The sequence below is a fragment of the Paenibacillus tyrphae genome (genome assembly GCF_027925525.1).
GTDB classification, from domain to species: Bacteria; Bacillota; Bacilli; order Paenibacillales; family NBRC-103111; genus Paenibacillus_G; species Paenibacillus_G tyrfis_B.
Genome location: NZ_BSDJ01000009.1, coordinates 260,139 through 278,602, shown reverse-complemented (window position 1 = coordinate 278,602; position 18,464 = coordinate 260,139). Strand labels below are relative to the sequence as shown.

16 protein-coding genes are annotated in these 18,464 nt (G+C 53.0%); 8 read left to right on the top strand and 8 right to left on the bottom strand.

Going from position 1 to position 18,464, the window contains the following annotated elements; translation table 11 throughout:
- The first annotated feature begins 313 nt into the window (after positions 1–313).
- Positions 314–451: a hypothetical protein gene (locus tag QMG93_RS13630; RefSeq protein ID WP_281937250.1), complete on the top strand. Its 138-nt coding sequence runs from the start codon at positions 314–316 to the stop codon at positions 449–451.
- A 375-nt stretch (positions 452–826) separates the two neighbouring features.
- Here the strand turns inward: QMG93_RS13630 and QMG93_RS13625 are convergent, their stop codons facing one another.
- The 7 genes from QMG93_RS13625 to QMG93_RS13595 all read right to left on the bottom strand — a co-directional run bounded on the left by QMG93_RS13625 (position 827) and on the right by QMG93_RS13595 (position 9,203).
- Positions 827–1,465 (bottom strand): acetyltransferase, encoded by a 639-nt coding sequence (locus tag QMG93_RS13625; protein ID WP_281937248.1) that lies wholly within the window; start codon positions 1,463–1,465, stop codon positions 827–829.
- Between the two features lie 35 nt (positions 1,466–1,500).
- A complete protein-coding gene (locus QMG93_RS13620) occupies positions 1,501–3,213 on the bottom strand; it encodes a DUF4214 domain-containing protein (protein ID WP_281937247.1) in 1,713 nt (570 codons plus the stop codon).
- Between the two features lie 35 nt (positions 3,214–3,248).
- On the bottom strand, positions 3,249–4,607 hold the full coding sequence (locus QMG93_RS13615) for a glycosyltransferase family 4 protein (protein ID WP_281937245.1): 1,359 nt from the start codon (positions 4,605–4,607) through the stop codon (positions 3,249–3,251).
- Between the two features lie 41 nt (positions 4,608–4,648).
- On the bottom strand, positions 4,649–5,602 hold the full coding sequence (locus tag QMG93_RS13610) for a GDP-mannose 4,6-dehydratase (RefSeq protein WP_281937243.1): 954 nt from the start codon (positions 5,600–5,602) through the stop codon (positions 4,649–4,651).
- Positions 5,603–5,625: 23 nt separating this feature from the next.
- Positions 5,626–6,633, bottom strand: a complete 1,008-nt coding sequence (locus tag QMG93_RS13605; RefSeq protein ID WP_281937241.1) for a mannose-1-phosphate guanylyltransferase — start codon at positions 6,631–6,633, stop codon at positions 5,626–5,628.
- A 103-nt stretch (positions 6,634–6,736) separates the two neighbouring features.
- Entirely contained in the window at positions 6,737–7,903 is a 1,167-nt protein-coding gene (locus QMG93_RS13600) for a glycosyltransferase family 4 protein (RefSeq protein WP_281937239.1), read from the bottom strand.
- A gap of 259 nt (positions 7,904–8,162) precedes the next feature.
- Entirely contained in the window at positions 8,163–9,203 is a 1,041-nt protein-coding gene (locus tag QMG93_RS13595; protein ID WP_281937237.1) for a YheC/YheD family protein, read from the bottom strand.
- Positions 9,204–9,410: 207 nt separating this feature from the next.
- Here QMG93_RS13595 and QMG93_RS13590 point away from each other — a divergent pair, with 207 nt between their 5' ends.
- The 7 genes from QMG93_RS13590 (at position 9,411) to rbsB (ending at position 16,040) form a co-directional block, all read left to right on the top strand.
- Entirely contained in the window at positions 9,411–9,962 is a 552-nt protein-coding gene (locus QMG93_RS13590) for a collagen-like protein (RefSeq protein WP_281937235.1), read from the top strand.
- Positions 9,963–10,270: 308 nt separating this feature from the next.
- Positions 10,271–11,284: a LacI family DNA-binding transcriptional regulator gene (locus tag QMG93_RS13585; protein ID WP_281937233.1), complete on the top strand. Its 1,014-nt coding sequence runs from the start codon at positions 10,271–10,273 to the stop codon at positions 11,282–11,284.
- Entirely contained in the window at positions 11,271–12,206 is a 936-nt protein-coding gene (rbsK, locus tag QMG93_RS13580; RefSeq protein ID WP_281937231.1) for a ribokinase, read from the top strand. The genes QMG93_RS13585 and rbsK overlap by 14 nt, the downstream gene beginning before the upstream one ends.
- Positions 12,203–12,598: a D-ribose pyranase gene (gene rbsD / locus QMG93_RS13575; protein ID WP_251601234.1), complete on the top strand. Its 396-nt coding sequence runs from the start codon at positions 12,203–12,205 to the stop codon at positions 12,596–12,598. Before rbsK ends, rbsD begins: the two co-directional genes overlap by 4 nt.
- A 16-nt stretch (positions 12,599–12,614) precedes the next feature.
- Positions 12,615–14,141, top strand: a complete 1,527-nt coding sequence (locus QMG93_RS13570; protein WP_281937226.1) for a sugar ABC transporter ATP-binding protein — start codon at positions 12,615–12,617, stop codon at positions 14,139–14,141.
- Entirely contained in the window at positions 14,113–15,066 is a 954-nt protein-coding gene (locus tag QMG93_RS13565) for an ABC transporter permease (RefSeq protein ID WP_281937224.1), read from the top strand. Before QMG93_RS13570 ends, QMG93_RS13565 begins: the two co-directional genes overlap by 29 nt.
- Positions 15,067–15,089: 23 nt before the next feature.
- On the top strand, positions 15,090–16,040 hold the full coding sequence (rbsB, locus tag QMG93_RS13560) for a ribose ABC transporter substrate-binding protein RbsB (RefSeq protein ID WP_281937222.1): 951 nt from the start codon (positions 15,090–15,092) through the stop codon (positions 16,038–16,040).
- Positions 16,041–16,565: 525 nt separating this feature from the next.
- On the opposite strand, the gene QMG93_RS13555 is transcribed toward rbsB, so the two are convergent.
- Entirely contained in the window at positions 16,566–18,113 is a 1,548-nt protein-coding gene (locus tag QMG93_RS13555) for an RICIN domain-containing protein (protein ID WP_281937220.1), read from the bottom strand.
- Between the last annotated feature and the right edge of the window lie 351 nt (positions 18,114–18,464).

The following is an 18,464-nucleotide window of genomic DNA, read 5'->3' as shown; positions in this document are numbered from 1 at the left end:
TAGGCGATAGGGGTGGTATCTACGATAACCGTCACATGCGAGTTGCCGCTATGACTGACGGTTTGTTCCACTCTACTCATTTGCTCTCCTCCTCTCTCGCGTTGGTCTATTTATTCTATGATCTATAAATAAGATTCGGACGTGGCAAATATCTGAATATACTTAAATTCCGCTAGACTATTATCGATACTATTGCGATCCTTATGTCTCACGAACCCAAATATTGACCGAATGATTTTGTTGAATCCATCGTAAACTACTCATGGTTAGGGGCATTAACCCATCATGGTCTTAAGGAGCAATCATATCAATCATGAATGGAAAAATGTTTGGAAGCTGGACAACGATGTCGATTCTGGCGTTAGCGGCAGGCGGAGCTGTCGCCTATGCCGTGGCAAGACGCAACGGAGGCCGCAGAAACGTATTGCAAGGCGTACGAGGTTTTCGGTAATTCCGATAATAGGCTTGACCTCACCTATTCCGGTGAGGTTTTATTTTGAGTTTGGGCTTGGCCGAAAAAAATAGCTCGTGATAGAAAAAGCATTTGAGGAACCGTTCGAGAACCGTGCAGTTATAATCATGGCGTTGAAACAATTGCGTATTCTGCTCCTCGTTACGTATAAACGCTCCCTTGTCATACCATTGCATAAACCTGTTGCATAAAGGTTGGTACAGCCGCGGCGCGAATGAAAACGTAATGGAATTCAACTACTTTCAATGTAGTCACGAAGTATAATGTAACCTGACGGATTGAAAAAAATCCAAGTGGAAAATACCTTACGCCAAAAGACGCCTCATCCTGCATGGGATAGAAGGCGTCTTTACCTTAGTTTTTCTGCTTTATGACCCGCGCCGGAACGCCGACGGCCGTACAATCGTCCGGTAGGTCGCAGACAACGGCCGCTCCGGCTCCGACGACGGACCATGCTCCGATCCGGATGCCGTCGATCACCTTCGTTCCCGTGCCGAGGAAGGTGCCGGTTCCGACCGTCACGTTCCCGGACAAGGTCGACCCCGGCGCGATATGGCATGCGGTGCCGATCCGGCATTCGTGATCGACCGATGCGTTCGTATTGATGACGGCGTAATCGCCGATATGCGCTTCCGCGTGAATCACGGCGCCGGCCATCACGGCAATTCCGCTTCCGAGCGTTGCCGATTCGGCGATATAAGCGCGCGGGCTAATGGCATTGACGAGCCCGAAGCCGGCCTCGGCCGTCTGCCGGCACAGCTTCTCGCGCAACCGGTTGTCTCCGATGGCGACGAAGGCGTGCCGGACGCCCTCCTCGTACAGGCGCGGCAGCACGGAATCGTCGCCGAGGATAGGAATGCCCGACACTTCGGTACCCGGCGCTTTGGTTGTGCAGCCTGCCAAGCTTACCGTAGGATCGGACTTCAGAATATCGATGACGACTTTGGCATGCCCTCCGCCGCCGATAACGACCACTTTCCGTACCCCCGTCATACGGAATCTACCTCCTTGCCTTCAGCCGATTCCGATCACCGCTGAATGAGGCTTTGAAATAACCCGTAATATTCCTGCGCCACATTGGACCACGTACGCTGCAGCGTTCCCCGGATGGCGGCTTTCTCTTGGACAACCAAGGAACGGCGGTTTTGGTAAAGCTGCGCGATGGCGGCGGTCATCTCGGGCACTGAGTAAGGATCGAACGTCACGAAGGCGTTCATATCGCTGATCACTTCTCTGGCGACCTCGATCCGGCTGATCGCTACCGGCGTATCGACGGTCAAAGACTCGAGAATCGGGAAGGGGCAGCTTCCTTCGAAAAGCGTAGGCACGATCGTTCCCGCTGCATACTTATACAGCGAAGGCATATCGCCGGACGGGAGTCTTAAGTACACGATGCTGTTCAAAGCTTCATGATCCCGGCACCGTCCCAGCACGTCGGCGATTTCGTGTTCCAGCGGTCTGTGGTGGTAATGATCCGTCAGAACGAGCTTCAGCTTGGAAGCCCGGCCTTCGGGGGACTGCCTGTAATTCAGAAAAGCCTCCAGCAGCCGGTCGTGATTTTTATGCGCCCGGATGATGGAAGGGAACACGAGGTACTCCCCGTACAATTGATGCTTGCTGCGAAAAGCTCCTTCGGCCAACAATCCCAGATTGCGGTATTCCTCCACTGGGGCGGCCAATCGGATTACCTGCGTTTTATGAAGCGGGAGCTGCAAGTAACCGAGACCGTCATAATTTTGAACGTAGGCCGAGTTGAAGACCACTTTAACCGCTTTGTTCGCCATGGCATGAACGATTGCGTCCAAGCCTTGAACCAATTCCGGATGCTTGCGCACGTACAGCTCCCGAAAATGCGTGTACACGAGGTCGTGAATGCATAAAACAACCGGACGCTCAAGCTGCAAGGCCATATCCATCCCTACATAAGGCACGCACCAGACATCAACCGGGAGATGTTGGTTCAACCAGGGGACGCTTGAAAAATGATGCATAAACAGCCGGTTCGGATAGAGCGAGGCGAAGGCTTGGAACAATTTCTCCACTTCCTCAAAATTATGCTCCGTCGTGGCCACGTGGATCATGACGTCCGGAGCGTTCAACAGCAAGCCTTCCGTCAGTCGGACGACAAAGCGCCCGATGCCTTCCCCATCCAGATGAATCTTTGGCTGATACCCGAGAAATATGCCGATATGCTTAAAGGATGGCGCATGGGGCGGCAGCGGCGCAGCTAGCGCGGGTACCGCATGTATTTTCTCCCGAAACTCTCCGGATTCGATAAAGCTGCAGAGCAGCCGGACCCGGGACAAGCCGAGCGAGAGATGGTGAATATGGCTGTGAAGTCCCGGCAGATCGGGCTGGCGCAGCAGCAAGTCTTGATATAAGCAGTACACGAATTCCACATCGGTCACATGATTAATCCGGTGAAAAATACCGATGAACGTCGTATGGGGATATTTCGCCGGCGATTGGGATGGGCTGTACAGACGTTCGGCTTCACCGCTTTGCAGGAAATAGATCAGGAAGCTGGTTTTCGGTACGCCAGCGTTCAGCCCGTTCAAATGCGATTGAAAGCCTTCCGGATCGGCATCCCGGAAAAACAACTGCCGGTACAGTTCCCAGATGAACTCCGCGCCTTCCAGCAGCAGCAGATTGCGCAAAATGTCCGTAAAGCGGAGCGCCGGCGCTTGCTTTAGCTTTTCCGCAAAGTGGGCGCTGCTCAATCTTAAGTTAATAATGTCCATGCGACAAACCTCCCTTACCATAAATTTTCTTGCCGTTACAGCAAGCTGAGATGGGCCAGGCGCTGCTCGATCAAACGGCCGACGGCAGAGGGGGAATACCGGGTGCGGATCGTCTGCTGTCCGGCAGCAGCGACCTGGCTTCGCCAATCGGGATGTCGGACCAGATTGCGCATATGTCTGGCCGCCTGGCCGATGTCGGGATCGGCCCATACTTGATGGGCGCCGTAAGGTCCGTGGTCTGTTCCTACTTGTACAAGTTTGTACCCGACCGTACACGAGTTTTCCGGAGTCATGAAATCCGTATTCCCCGACCAGTCTGTGCCGATAACCGGCTTGCCCAGATACATGGCTTCCGCCAAGCCGAGGCCGAAGCCTTCGGCGCGGTGCAGCGAGACGAAGCTGTCGGTGCAGGCGATCAGGGCGTTCACTTCATGACGCGCAAGCGTGCGGTCCATAATGATAATTTGAGGGAAGCCGTCAACTACGCGATGCAGCAGGGCCATATCTTCCGGCTTCACTCTCGCATTGTTCACTTTGACGAGGAGACCGGCCGACGGATCGTCCCTTTCGAAAGCCGCCTTGAACGCCTCAATGACGGCAAGCGGATTTTTCCGTTCCTGAAAGCTCTGCGTGTCGTACATGGAGCAGAACAGAAAGCGATTGTCCGGCAAGCCAAAGTAGGCCCGGTTCATCGCCGCATTGTAAGCTACTTCGATGCCGTGCGGGATATGGATGACGGGAACCGGAGACCTTTTGGCAATATTGGCCGCCACATAGACCGAGGGCGCCCACACCTCCTGCAGGAACCGGAAGCCGTCGGCGTAAAAATCGGGAAGCTCCGGAAGCTCCCAATGCCAGTAGCCGATATTGTAGCGCCCGTGCAGAAGGGAAGCGCCAAAGTGGTCGACGACATGCTTCAGCGTGTTCCCGTTGACGTGGAAAATGTTCACGTTATAGGCGGGGCCCTGCATTTCTTTATGCGCCCACGTCATATCTTCGTTGCGGTAGTCTCCGTATACGGGACAGTTCAATATCCCGAACGGAATCCTCGTCGTCTGCAGCGCCCGGGCAGCTAACCGGCCGGATTCGCCGATGCCGGTCTCCGCGCGGATTAAGCCGACCAAATTCACCCCGGCGGCGGGAGGAGCTGCAGCGGACGGGGAAGGAGGAACGGCTTTGGTCCCCTTAGGCCGGCGGGCACGCAAGGATGAGAGCCGCTTTTTTCGCTTGCGGCTCGCGACTTTTCGATGCTGACGAAGACCTGCACGGCTTCTCCGGCCCCGTTTCCCGGCAGCTTGCGGCGCCTTTTTGCGCTTCGGCTTCTTGGAGGCTTTGGATGAAGCCCGCTTGTAGCCCCGAGGGCCCGAAGCGCGTCGGGTTTTCTTCTTTCGCATGTCTTTCATCTCCAGACTGGATTGGATCTGTTGGCTGCCCCTTACGGGAAGGAGCGCCAATAATTCAGAAGGTCTTTGAGCGTGCGGTCCAATGGAATTTCCGGTTTCCACCCCGTCGTCTCATGGAATTTCCGATAATCCCCCAGCAATATTTCCACATCTGACGGACGCAGACGGGCCGGATCGACCTTGACCTCGATTTTTGTCTTGCTGAGCGCAAGCAGCTTCTGGAGCATTTCATCGATCGTGATGCAGGAGCCGGAAGCGATGTTGTACGTTTCCCCGGGCACGCCTTTCTCCAGCGCCAGCCAATACGCGCGCACGACATCCCGGACGTCCGTAAAGTCCCGCTTGGCTTGCAGATTCCCGACATAAAGCACGGGGGGCTGTTTGCCTTTTTCGATATCGGCGATTTGCTTGGAGAAGTTCGAAGTGACGAAGTTTTCACCCCGACGCGGTCCCGTGTGATTGAAGGTCCGGGTGATGACGGTGTTCAGGCCGTAGCTTTTGTAATATTGATAGCCCAAAAACTCCTGCGTCACTTTGCTGACGGCATACGGGCTGAGCGGCCGAAGCGGGTTCGTTTCCTTGATAGGCACCTCGTAGGCTTCGACGTGACCGTATTCCTCGCTGGAGCAGGCGATTTGGATTTTGCAGTCGGGCTTGATCCGCCGGACGGCTTCCATGATGTTGATTTGGCTGGCGGCGTTATTGTAGATCGTGTCTACCGGAGAGTTCCAGGAGGTTGGCACGAAGCTTTGGGCAGCCAGATGAAAGATCCGGTCCGGCTTCACGCTGGCGATCATGGCTTCGACGGAAAAAGGATCGCGCAGCTCGCATTCGACCAATTCGACCAATTGAAGATCCTTTAAATGCTTGATGTGATCCAGTCGGCTTCGCTGGCGGATCGTTCCTACGACATCATGCTCCTGCAGCAGATACTCCGCCATATGGCTGCCGACAAAGCCGGAAATCCCGGTAATAAGCACCTTCATAAGTTTGTTCTCCTCCTTTAACGTTACATAAATTTCTGTGCGTCCTTGATATGCTGCTCGTGGGCTTTGTCGCATACGAGCAGGCCGTCGGGGGTCGTGACGATGATCAAATCTTTGACTCCGATGACGACGGTCTTCAGGTTCTCCGTATAGACGATGCTGTTGCTCGTATAGAGAGGAGAGGCGTCTCCCATCACGATGTTTCCTTGGTCATCCGGTTGATGCACGCGTTCCAGCGAGGTCCAGGAGCCGATATCATCCCATTCGAAATGAACGGGGATCGTATAGATCAACGAAGCTTTCTCCAAGATGGCGTAATCCACGGATATTTTGGGCAAGCGCGAATAGACGTCTTCCCACTGCCCGCCGCATCCTTCGAGCAGCGTCCACATGTCCTTTTGGCTGCGGCTCATGTAGTGGGCGATGGTCGAAGGCTTCCAAATGAAAATGCCGCTGTTCCAGTACACGTTCTTCTGCTCGATCAATTGCTTGGCCCGCTCCAGGGGGGGCTTCTCGATAAAGGCTTTCGCCGCAACCGCCTGCCCCTCTGCCGTCGGCTCTTCCGTCACGATATAGCCGTATCCGGTTTCCGGCCGGGTCGGCGCGATCCCCAAGGTAACGATCGAATGGCCCGATCCGGCAACGATCTCCGCTTGCTTCAGCGCTTCCCACAAGCTGTTTCCTTCCGGGATGTATTGGTCGGACGGGGTCGTCACCAGAACCTCGTCTTCCCCTTTTTGCAAAAAATGCAGCGCCGACAAAGCGATGCAAGGAGCCGTATCCTTCGGTTCGGGTTCCATAATGAGGTGTTCCTGCTTCAGCTCGGGAAGCTGCTCGTGAACAATGCTGGCGTATTGCTTTGTCGTCACGACATAGATGGACGTGCCCGGCACATACTGGAGAAATCTGCGGTACGTTTGCTGCAGCATGGTTTCTTCGGAGGTTAGGGAGAGGAATTGCTTAGGCTTCGATTTGACGCTGCGCGGCCAAAATCTCGTTCCTTGTCCGCCAGCCATGATCATGATTTTCATCGGTCTCATCCTCCTTATGCAGTTGATCATTCCGCCTCCGATTAATATATTGGGGCGGGCCGGTTCATCGGAACGTCGACTGTCCCCCGTACAATCGTACAAATTACAAGTAAAACCCCCGATAAAGGAAATGGGCGGATTGAAATACGGAGATGTAATGTTTGGCAATATCGTCCCAGGAGATCGTCGGGTCGTTCATGCCCAGGACAGTGGATTGCTTGTAGCGCGCGTAGTTGTCGGCTAGGCTCTCCATAGCGCGGGTCATATCGTCCGGCGACTCGGGGTTAAACCAGGCCACCTCCGCGCTCCGCCGCACCAGATGCTCTCGCATGACCGGGATGTCCGAGCATAAGACCGGCGTTCCCATGCTGAGCGCCTCCTCCACCGGATAGCTGCCTCCTCCCTCGGCAAGGCTTGGCATAATCAGGGCGTAGGCGTTCCTGATTAACGGAGCGACCAACTGATCCAGCACCAGCCCGAGCGGGAAGACATCTTTATCGATTTGGAGCCCTAATCTTTTGATTAGCGAGACCAAGGTCGGAATCGAAGCCAGCTCCGGCCAGTGGGGCGGAACGCTCCTTAGCATCTCCGTATTGTAGCCGATCAGAAGAAGCGGGTGCTGGCTGCGGCGGGAAAAGCGCGAGTAGGCGAGCAGCAGATTGTAGTGGTTTTTGTGCGGAGAGGTGTTGGCCGGATAAATGAAGTAGGGAAACGGGTAGCTCTTGGCGAGTGCGGAGTCCAGCGCCGGATTCTCGAAAACTTTGGACGGCGAAATCGCATGCGGAATCAGGAAGGTCGGTTGGCAGGCCGGACCGAAATGTGCGACGAGTCGCGACTTCACATATTCGGAGGAAACGACGACATGTGTGCTTCTTTCCAGCCAGACCTTAGCTTTGTCCCAATGCTCGCGAACGACCGATCCCGGCGTGAACGGCGGCACGTAATCGAAGATGGTGGCATCGTGAAACGTAATGACGGTGGGCTTGTGAAAGTCGACGAATGCCGGGCCGTGCGGCCAAAATACGTACACGACGTCGCAATCGGCAATGTACGGATGATTCGGGGTGTTCCTAATGTCCTCTTCGCAGTATACAACGCTAACTTTGGGATGCTGCTGCGCGTTGATTCTGTCCTTAAAACCGGTCTGAGCCGACAGGACGACCCGGACAAATTGCACGGAAGGCTGCCGGGCAAGCGCCGTCGCCAAATTCGTCAGCAGCCTGCCCCCGCCTCCGATGGAGAACATGTAGCTCCATATCAAGATTTTCATTCCGCGATCTCTCCTTGAGAACAAAGTTTGTCAGGTTTGTGTATTCGTATGTACTAACATATGGGATGGGCCTCTTCATCGGCACGACGGATGTCCCAGCCGGAATAATTTTGTAGAGACCCTAATTTTCGCACAAATGAAAACCTGCCATCGATGGATGACAGGCCGCCGGTGTAGCCGGAAAAATTTTCGTCGTACAGAACAGAACAGGCGTATAACCTTGCCAAGCTTTTACCCATATACTGGACCAATGAAATGGTTAATGGGTATGCAAATAGGCTGCATATTGCAGCGGACGCTTATAAACCGCGTCTTGGCCGGAGAACTGGTCATAGATCTCTTTCTGCGGCTTTCCGTTAACTTCGATGATCCACAGCCGCTCGTCGTTGTCCAACGCAAAATCGACGCTAAGCTCGCCCAGATGCAGGCCGGTGCCCGACTCTACGGTTTCCGCGGCTCTTAGACTGATTTCGCGTATCGATTGAAGGAAGGCGTCAGCCTTCTCCTGCGGGTACAAATGGCGAAGCACTTCTTCGGACAAACAAATTTGGGCGCACATGCTCGTATTAAAGCAGCCTTTGTGAGCGACCCGACTGACGATGTTCGTTACTGACCATACGCCCGACTCGTCTTTTTGAACAAGCGCCCGGATATCGAAAACTTGTTCATTCCATTGCTGCAAATCGACCCCTTGCTGGATGAGGTAACGGGTGGACCCGAGAAGTTTGTCTAGCTTTGTTTGGCATTGCGGAACGTCTGCAGTAATAAATTGCGGCAAAAAATAATGCTTGCTAATGTGAATTTCCCCAGACTCTTTCGCTTCTACACGGTGTACCCCTTTCCCTTGATATCCGCAGCAAGGCTTTACATAGAGCACTTTATGAGTTCCCAGCAGCTGTGCGACGGTCTCCCGGTCGTAAAGAACGGTTTCGGGCAAATACGGAGCGAGCGGTTGGCTTAGTAGCTTATAGATCTCGTATTTGTCGAACCGGTTTTGCTGGTTGAAGCATTTGTTGCTTCCGATGGCGGCCTCGAGCCTTTGGAGGGTTGCCTTTTTCGTCGTGTAGCAGCGGTTATATACCACTTCGGGGAAAGGAAACCGGTGCTGTACCCACTTCCAGTTCGAATGATGAAGGCCGAGGATGCTTTTCCGTTTCCAATCAATCTCGGACGGCGTGAAACAGAATAGCCTCATATGGGCCGCTTTGCAGGCAAGATATTTTCTTAGAACATACTTCCTCTGCTTGGGGTTCGCGACCATGATGCCGAAGGTTTTGACAGTACGGCTTTTTTTCTTCATACGCGCTCTCCTTTATCGCTATAAAGTGAGTTGTAAACAAGGTATGTAGCCGCATTGAAAATGCATGGACAACAATACAATTGGATAGAAAACAGGCATGTGCAGGAGACAGCAAAAAAAAATCGGGATGATATGGGCGCTCGCCCTGTCTAAAGGCGGATGCGGTGAGTACATTGGTTGTGAAATCAAAAAGGAGAGTGAACACATATGGGTAGAATACCGGGCCCTCCAGGCCCTCCAGGACCGCAGGGTCCACAAGGACCGCAAGGACCACAAGGACCACAAGGACCGCAAGGTCCGGCTAGGATCACCTCATTTGCTTTTCTGTGCAGTACGGTAGACCAAACCATTGCCGCAGCGCCAACCCCGGGTGGGCAAGGCGGGGTCGTCTCGTTCAATAGTTCTCTTGTCAATGGCACGGCGGTCAGTTTTACCCCGACCTCCACAATTAACATTCTCGAAACCGGCATTTATCACATCAACTGGGAAGTGTTCCCGACACCGGGCAATAACGCGTTCGGATTGTTCTTTGATCCGGACGGCGCGGGTCCGGCTCCGGCAACCCTGGTCCTGTGCAGTAACTATGGCACCAACGCAGGAAACCAGCCTTACACGGGGCAGGTCGTCACTAACTTAACGGCCGGCGGCGTACTGACGTTGAACCGGATTGACAACACAGGGGCTCTGACCCTGCAAAGCACCATCGGAGGCGGCACGCCGGTAGTAAGCGCATCGCTTTATATCGAGAAGCTAACCTGACGGGTGGACTGAGAATCACGCGCCAGACTCCATCGATACCTGCAAGGAAGAGTATAAGCGGCGTTTCCGCGTAGAGCGGGGCGCCGCTTATTGCTGCCGTGCAGCATCAGAAGAGCTTGGCAGGCCGTTCGGCAATCTGTCACAAAAAAGAGGTTGATTCCTTTCCCGCAGAGTGCTATATTTTATGTGTAACCGGTACCACATACTTGATCATGTGAGAATTTTATTACTTATAAAATGCAATGGCATCATCGGAAATTTTTTTTAATCCATATGTAACCGGTACCACATAGTAGGGGTGAAGAAGTATGGCAACCATTCGGGATGTAGCCAAGCTGGCTGGCGTGTCCGTTGCGACGATTTCCCGGTACTTAAACAAAAGCGGCTATGTGAATGTGGAAACGGAGCAGAAGATCAAAAAGGCCATCGAAGCGCTGAACTACGAGCCGAATGCGGTGGCCCGGGGATTGGCCGGAAAGAAGACGAACACCATTGCCTTAATTCTTCCCGATATTTCTAACCCCTTCTTCCCGGAGCTGGCCCGGGCCGTCGAGGATGTAGCCTCGATGTACGGGTATACGGTCATTTTGTGCAACTCCGACGACGAAGGGGTCAAGGAGAAGTCCTATATTGAAGTATTGAAGAAAAAATATATCGACGGCATTATTTTTGCTTCCAATACGCTGGATTCCGCCGATGTCGAGCAGATGACCAAGAAAGGCATCCCCGTCGTCTGCCTCGACCGGGTGCCGCCGAAGCAGTCGTGCAGCGTGGTCCGCTCCAAAAACCGGGAAGGCGCGAAGCTGGCTGTCGAGCATCTTCTGAGCATGGGCTGTCGGAAAATCGCCCACATCTATGGCCCGCAGGAATTCATTACGGCCAAGGAGCGGCTGGCCGGATACGAGGAGTCCGTGAAGCATTTGGACTGGTATTCGCCGACGTTTATGATTCATGGAGACTTCCGGATCGAAGGCGGAATCCGGGCGACGGAGCTGCTGATGGAGCGTCATCCCGATGTGGACGCCATTTTTGCCGGGAACGACCTTATGGCGGTAGGCGCACTCAAGGCGCTTCACCGGATGGGCGTTCAAGTGCCCGGGCAAGTGGCGGTATGCGGCTTTGACGGCATCGGCATGACGGAGATTACGCAGCCGGAGCTGACGACGGTCGCCCAGCCGATCTATGAGATGGGCGCGCTCGTCTCGCGGATTTTGATCAAGAAAATCGAAGGCACCCTGGAAGCGGATCAGACGTACGAGCTGGACGTCGCGCTCGTGCCCAGAGAGTCGACCTTAAGGAGGAACGAACATGCAAGCTCCTAAAATCGTTGTTATCGGAAGCTTGAATATGGATATTGTTATCGAAGCGGACCGGTATCCGCAGCAAGGGGAGACGATGCTCGGACACGGCATCCGTTTTCTTCCCGGAGGAAAGGGCGCGAATCAGGCCGTTGCTGCGGCTCGGCTGGGCGCGGCCGTGACGATGGTCGGCGCGATCGGTACCGACGGCTTCGGGCAAGAGCTGCTGCACGCTCTGCAAGCCGAGAGCGTTGATACGAACGCGGTGCGGGTCGCGGAGCAGGCGGCTACGGGAGTCGCCAGCATTTACGTTTGTCAGGGAGATAACAGTATTGTCGTCCTGCCGGGCGCAAATCATACGCTGCTCCCCGCGCATATCGACGCTTGCCGGGAAGTCATCGCTGCGGCGGACATCGTGCTGCTTCAGATGGAAATTCCCGTGGATACTGTAGCGCATGCGGCTCAAGTGGCGAAGGCGTGCGGGCGCACGGTCGTATTGAACCCCGCCCCGGCACAGAAGCTGCCGGAGGAATTGCTGCGTAACGTCGACTATATTACCCCGAACCGGACGGAGCTGGCCTTGCTGACCGGGCGTTCCGCGGAAGGCAGCCAATTGGAAGCCGCGATGCGGGAGTTGGCCGGCATGGGCGCCCGGCACGTAATTACGACGCTCGGCGCGGAAGGCTCCGCGTTTATGGCGCAGGAGGGCACGCTGACCCACGTTCCCGGGTATGTCATGGAGGTCGTGGATACGACCGGGGCTGGCGATTCGTTTAACGCAGGGCTGGCTTATTCGATTGCTTTGGGGCAAAGCTTAGAGGAAGCCGTATCGTTCGCGGCCAAGGTTTCGGCGCTTGCCGTGACGAAATTCGGGGCTCAACCGGGGATGCCCACGCTGCAGGAAGTGCTCGATTTTAACGGGCGAGCGAAGGGGAAACCATCATGAAAAAAATCGGAATCATCAATAGCGAAATTTCCGAAGTCATCAGTAAATTGGGCCATACGGATACGATCGTGATCTGCGACAGCGGGCTGCCAATCCCCTCCCATGTGCGGCGGATCGATCTGGCCTTGAAGCAGGGCATGCCTTCCCTGCTGGATACGCTGTCCATCGTGCTCGAGGAAATGGAAGTGGAGGCCTCGTTCATCGCGGACGAAATGGAGCGGGCCAGCCCGCAGTTCAAGCGGGAGCTGGAAGCCGTTATGAAGGGCATCCCGGTTCGAACGGTCAGTCACGAGCAATTGAAAAGGCTTACGCACGAAGCGAAAGCGGTTATTCGGACAGGCGAATTTACACCATATGCAAACATCGTTCTGCAGGCCGGCGTGATCTTTTAAGAAAGGAGTGGCCGTCATGACGACATACCTGCTGGAAATGAACGACATCAGCAAGAGCTTCCCGGGCGTCAGGGTGCTGGATCAGGTAACGTTCAACCTGACCGGCGGGGAAGTGCACGCGCTGATGGGGGAGAACGGCGCGGGGAAATCCACGCTCATGAAGATTCTCGGCGGCATTCACCGCAGAGACGGCGGAACCGTGATCCTGAAGGGGACGCCTTGCGAGATCACTTCCCCTTCCATGGCGCAAAGTTTGGGCATCGCCATGATTCATCAGGAATTGAACTTAATCCCGCATCTGACGGTGATGGAAAATATTTTTCTCGGGCGGGAATTTACTTACGGCCGGAGCGGGATGATCAACTGGGGCAAAATGAGACAGGAATCGGTTCGCTTCTTATCCCAGCTCGGCTTGTCCATCGATCCCGGCATCATCGCAGGCGAGCTATCCGTCGGACAGCAGCAAATGATCGAGATTGCTAAAGCGCTTTCCATGAATGCGGAAATTCTCGTCCTCGACGAGCCGACGGCGGCGCTGACCGACCGTGAGATCGAAGCGCTCTTTACGGTGATCGAATCGCTCAAAGCCAAGGGTGTCGGGATGATCTACATCTCCCACCGGATGGAGGAAATTTTCCGCATCTGCGACCGGGTCACCGTCATGAGAGATGGGCATACGGTAGGGACGGACCGCGTAGCGGATACGAATATCGACAAGCTGGTCAAAATGATGGTAGGCCGGGAAATCAAAGACCGTTTTCCCAAAATCGACGTTGCCGTCGGCGAGCCCAAGCTGGAGATCAAGGGCTTGTCGCTGCCGGGCAAACTGCAAGACATTTCCTTTGCCGTGCGCAGCGGGGAAATCGTCGGCATCGCGGGTCTGATGGGGGCCGGCCGGACCGAGCTGGCCAAAGCCTTGTTCGGGGTGACGCCAGCCCGCCACGGAGAAATTCGTGTCGACGGCCGGCCCGTTGCTATCCGCAAGCCGGTCGATGCGATCCGCGCGGGCATCGCGCTGGTCACAGAGGATCGCAAGGACGAAGGGCTGTTGTTGAACTTGTCCGTGAAGGATAACATTTCGCTGCCTAATTTGAAGGACGTTTCCTCATTCGGGTTTGTCAGCCGCAGCAAAGAAACCGGCATCTCGGACCGGCTCATCTCGCAATTGCTGATCAAGACCCCGAACGGCGAGCAGAAGGTCGGCTCCCTGAGCGGCGGAAATCAGCAGAAGGTCGTGATCGGCAAATGGCTCGAAACGAATCCGCAGGTGTTTATTTTGGACGAGCCGACCCGCGGGGTGGACATCGGCGCGAAGAAGGAGATCTATGATTTGATGAACCAATTGGTCTCCCGAGGCGTGGCTATCCTGATGATTTCGTCGGAGCTCCCGGAGGTTCTCGGCATGAGCGACCGCATCCTGGTGATGCACGAGGGCCGGATTGCCGGAGAGTTCGCCAGAGGGGAAGCCACGCAGGAAAAAATTATGCACTGCGCGACAGGAGGAGGAAAGCATCATGCAAACGGAAGCGAAAGCGGGCGGTAAGCGGGCAGGCAAAGCGTTCAGCCTGGGTCCGCTGCTCGGACTCGCCTTAATTGTCGTCGTTTTATCGGTGATCAATAGCGACTTTTTGACCGTTACCAACATTTTCAACGTGCTTCGGCAAATTTCCATCAACGCCTTGATTGCGTTCGGGATGACGTTCGTTATTCTGACCGGAGGGATCGACCTTTCCGTCGGAGCGGTTCTGGCGCTGTCCAGCGCGTTTACGGCAGGTATGATGGCCTCCGGCATGAATCCATGGCTGGCCGTGCTGATCGGCCTCGGCTGCGGGGCGGTGTTCGGAGCCGTCAACGGCTTGCTGGTCACCAAAGGGAAGGTCGCCCCCTTTATCGCCACTTTGGCGACCATGACCGTCTATCGCGGCTTAACGCTCGTCTATACGCAGGGCCGGCCGATTACGGGGCTGCACGAAGATTTCGCCATCATCGGGAAAGGGTATTTTCTCGAAATTCCGATGCCGATCGTTTGGATGGTCCTGACCTTTATCATTCTGTTCATTATATTGAAATATACGACCTTCGGGCGGCGCGTCTATGCGCTGGGAAGCAATGAGGAAGCGACTTGGCTTTCCGGAATCAACACTTCCAGAATCAAAATTATGGTTTATTCGGTAAGCGGATTATTGGCAGCTTTAAGCGGAATTATACTCACCTCCAGACTCAACTCCGCACAGCCGACGGCAGGCACCTCTTACGAGCTTGATGCGATTGCCGCGGTTGTTCTCGGAGGAACCAGCTTATCCGGCGGACGGGGCTGGCTGGTGGGGACGCTGATCGGTGCCATGATCATAGGCGTATTGGACAACGGTCTGAACCTGCTGAACGTTTCATCCTTTTATCAGCTGGTCGTGAAGGGCGCCGTCATCCTGGTTGCGGTGCTGCTGGATCGTTCCAAAGCCGCCAAATAAAAAAAGCAAAGGGGAAAAGTAACATGAAAAAAATGTACATGGTTCTGTCGCTCCTGCTGGTATTCGTCATGGTAGCCGCCGGCTGCTCCACCAAGTCCAATCTGGAGGGCGGAGCGAAGACGGCCGAGCCGAAGAAAGAGGGAGGCGCCGCTTCCGGTAAAACAACGATCGGCCTTTCCATCTCCACGCTCAATAACCCGTTCTTCGTGACGTTGAAAGAAGGCGCCGAGAAAGCGGCGAAGGAAGCCGGAGTCGATCTGGTCGTTGTCGACGCGCAGAACGACACCTCGAAACAAATCAGCGGCATCGAGGATCTGATCCAGAAAAAAGTAAGCGTCATCCTCATCAACCCGACGGACAGCGTGGCGGTCATTACGGCGGTGGAGGCAGCTAACAAAGCCAACATCCCGGTCATCACGATCGACCGCGCGGCGAACGGCGGTCAAGTCGTCTCGCACATCGCATCCGACAACGTCAAGGGCGGACAAATGGCCGGCGACTACATTCTTAAAGCGATCGGCGGCAAAGGAAACATCGTCGAGCTGCAAGGCATCGCCGGAACCTCGGCAGCCCGCGACCGCGGCAAAGGCTTCCACAATGCCGTAGACGGCAAAGACGGTGTTAAAACGGTTGCTTCCCAGCCGGCCGACTTCGACCGCGCCAAAGGGCTGTCCGTTATGGAAAACATCCTGCAAGGGAATAAGGACGTTGCAGCCGTATTTGCCCACAACGACGAAATGGCGCTGGGCGCGCTGCAAGCGATCCAAGCCTCCGGCAAAAACATCGTCGTGGTCGGCTTCGACGCAACCGACGATGCGGTGAAAGCCGTAAACGAAGGCAAAATGGCCGCGACGGTAGCGCAAAAGCCGGCAGCCATCGGCGATGTGGCCGTAAAAACGGCCGTGAAGGTATCGAAAGGCGAGAAAGTAGAAGCTTCGATCCCTGTTGATTTGGAGCTTGTTACGAAAAAGTAAGGCATGGCGTTTAGTTAAAAGACACGCTTTATAATGGAAAGAGGACGATCCCGGGAGCGGAGCAAAAGCCGCGGGATTTTCCTCTTTTTTTGAATGTCACGATCATTTTGATAAATTGATTTATAGAACTATTCCTCTTTTAAGTCTTTCCCCACTGGCTTAGTTTGCTCTGGAGGTTAAAACAAATTAGGCACAGACACAAATATGACTGATAACAATCTAAGTACCTATACCAAGTTGCATCCCTATAAAAGTCGATAACATGACGCTAAGTAATGCCTTTGTAGACTTAGGTATGGATTATACTGCTTCAGCGACTCCGCAAGCACTAGTAACGCCTGCTTCTGGCGCTGAGCATTTTTAGTGATCACATTAGATACCGGCCCGGCCTCTTATGCCATATGAAGTGAATGAGTATACGCCCGCGACGAAATAATATGACAAATCCCCACCAACTTTTGACTGGCGGGGATTATTAAATATCTTACGAATTCATTAAAGAAAGTTTATGTTTGAGCAACGATGTTAATTGGGAACTTTTTCAATTCTCCACTCTTGATCGGCTGCTCCAAATACACTATCCCATTGAATAGCATACCTGCCATTATTTAAATTTGCGGGATAGCCCCCTGCAACACCCATTGATTTTTGACTGTTGTTATTAATTAATCTGTAGCGTCCGTTTCCTGTATCCATAATGTTCCACTGCTGGTCAAGAATCCAGCTTCCAAACGGCCACTCGATGATTTCTTTACCGTTAGCATAGTTATTATTATAACCGCCGGCTACCGACATAACCTTATTGCTCTGGCGGTTAGCTATTTTGTAAAAACCGTTGCCCAGATCCTCTATTTTCCACATTTGATAGTACTTGCTGTTATCCCCAATATCCCATTGTATGATATTTTCTCCGGTGCCATTTAAAAGCTCTAAGGCTTTTCCACTATTTTGGTTAATGATTCTATAGTATGCGTTCGAATCAAACTTTTGGGGTCTTTCATTGCTGTCAATAACGACATCCATATATTTAGTAGCTGTCCCAGCGTAGTTATTTTGAGCGGAATACAATCTGAAGGCTTTTCCAACGCTCATTCTATCCCTTGCGTTGCTGGCATCTACAGGAAAGTTATACCATTGTATTCTGCTGCTGTCAGCAAACTTTCCTTTCCACTCCCAGTCTTGCTTATTGAGATCACTTGCAGTCGCTATATTTCCGCCGCCGTCGTTAATAATCGCCATGTATTTATTCAAATAACTATTCCAAAAAACAACTCCGCTATCGGTTACGTTTCCCGGAAGAACGACGCTATCAAGTCCACCAAGTCCCGATTCGCTCCATGTGCCGTTATAAAATTTTTTCCATGACCCTGGTGCCATTGCTGAGCCGATGGGGCTTCTTGCTACTTTGATTTGCGATTGCCTGTTATCCTGATTTTTGGATAGCCAAGCCGTTTGATAGTATACATAAAAATATCCACCCGCTAAATCAACAAATAGTTTATGATCTCCCACTCCGTAATAATACGATTCTCCCGGATATGCATTGAGATCGGCGTATGTTGGATATTGACTTGTTATAATGTCTCCTTGGTAATTCCAGGTTTGTCCTTTGTCATCGGAATAAGCAACACCAATTCGGCGGAAATGCTGAATGGAGCCTGTATATCCCTGTTTCCTCCAACTGTTGTAATTAAACTCAACATGAACGGTCGTGTAAAATCTTCCGCTTTCAGGTACGATCCATAATCCGCTAAGCCAATACCGATCGTCTCCATTGGGTCTAGTGAACCCATGTGACGCGGCATTAAGTGTATTAAAAGAGTATTGCTCCACCAAATTATCCATGTTGGTTCCTTTAAAAACATGCCAAACGCTGGATCCGTCAGCGTATATAAACCAAAAATTCCCTTGGGGGTCAACAGCAATTCCTGGATCGGCATCGATATTGTTAAACTTGCTTGTTGTTACATCGGGCCCTAGATTTATCGAAGTACTAGCAAATGTGGAGGCCGAAGAAAACAGAAAGGACAGCAGCAAAAGAAATAAGGTTAAAATATATTTTGTTTTTTTCAAGGTCACTCTTCTCCTTTTAAAGAATTCTGAAAAACATGGTGCTTAAGCAAAATAAATCATATCTATCATGCCTCCTTGTAACAAGTTGACTTTATTTAAAGGAATAATAGGCTAATAATATCTAGTGATTCTATGTTATTTTTCTATTTCCTTCCTGATAAATCTAATTTTATAGGATAGTAACAGGGTACAAAACATTCGTGCACCACTTCATGTCAATAAAGATTACTTCATTTTGAAAGATAGATAATCTAAACCTCTTCAGCCTGTATTCTACTTTGATGTTGGCATCGATGGACTATTAAGGTGGGACCGAAAACAGAATAATAAAACCTGAGAATAGCCAGCGGT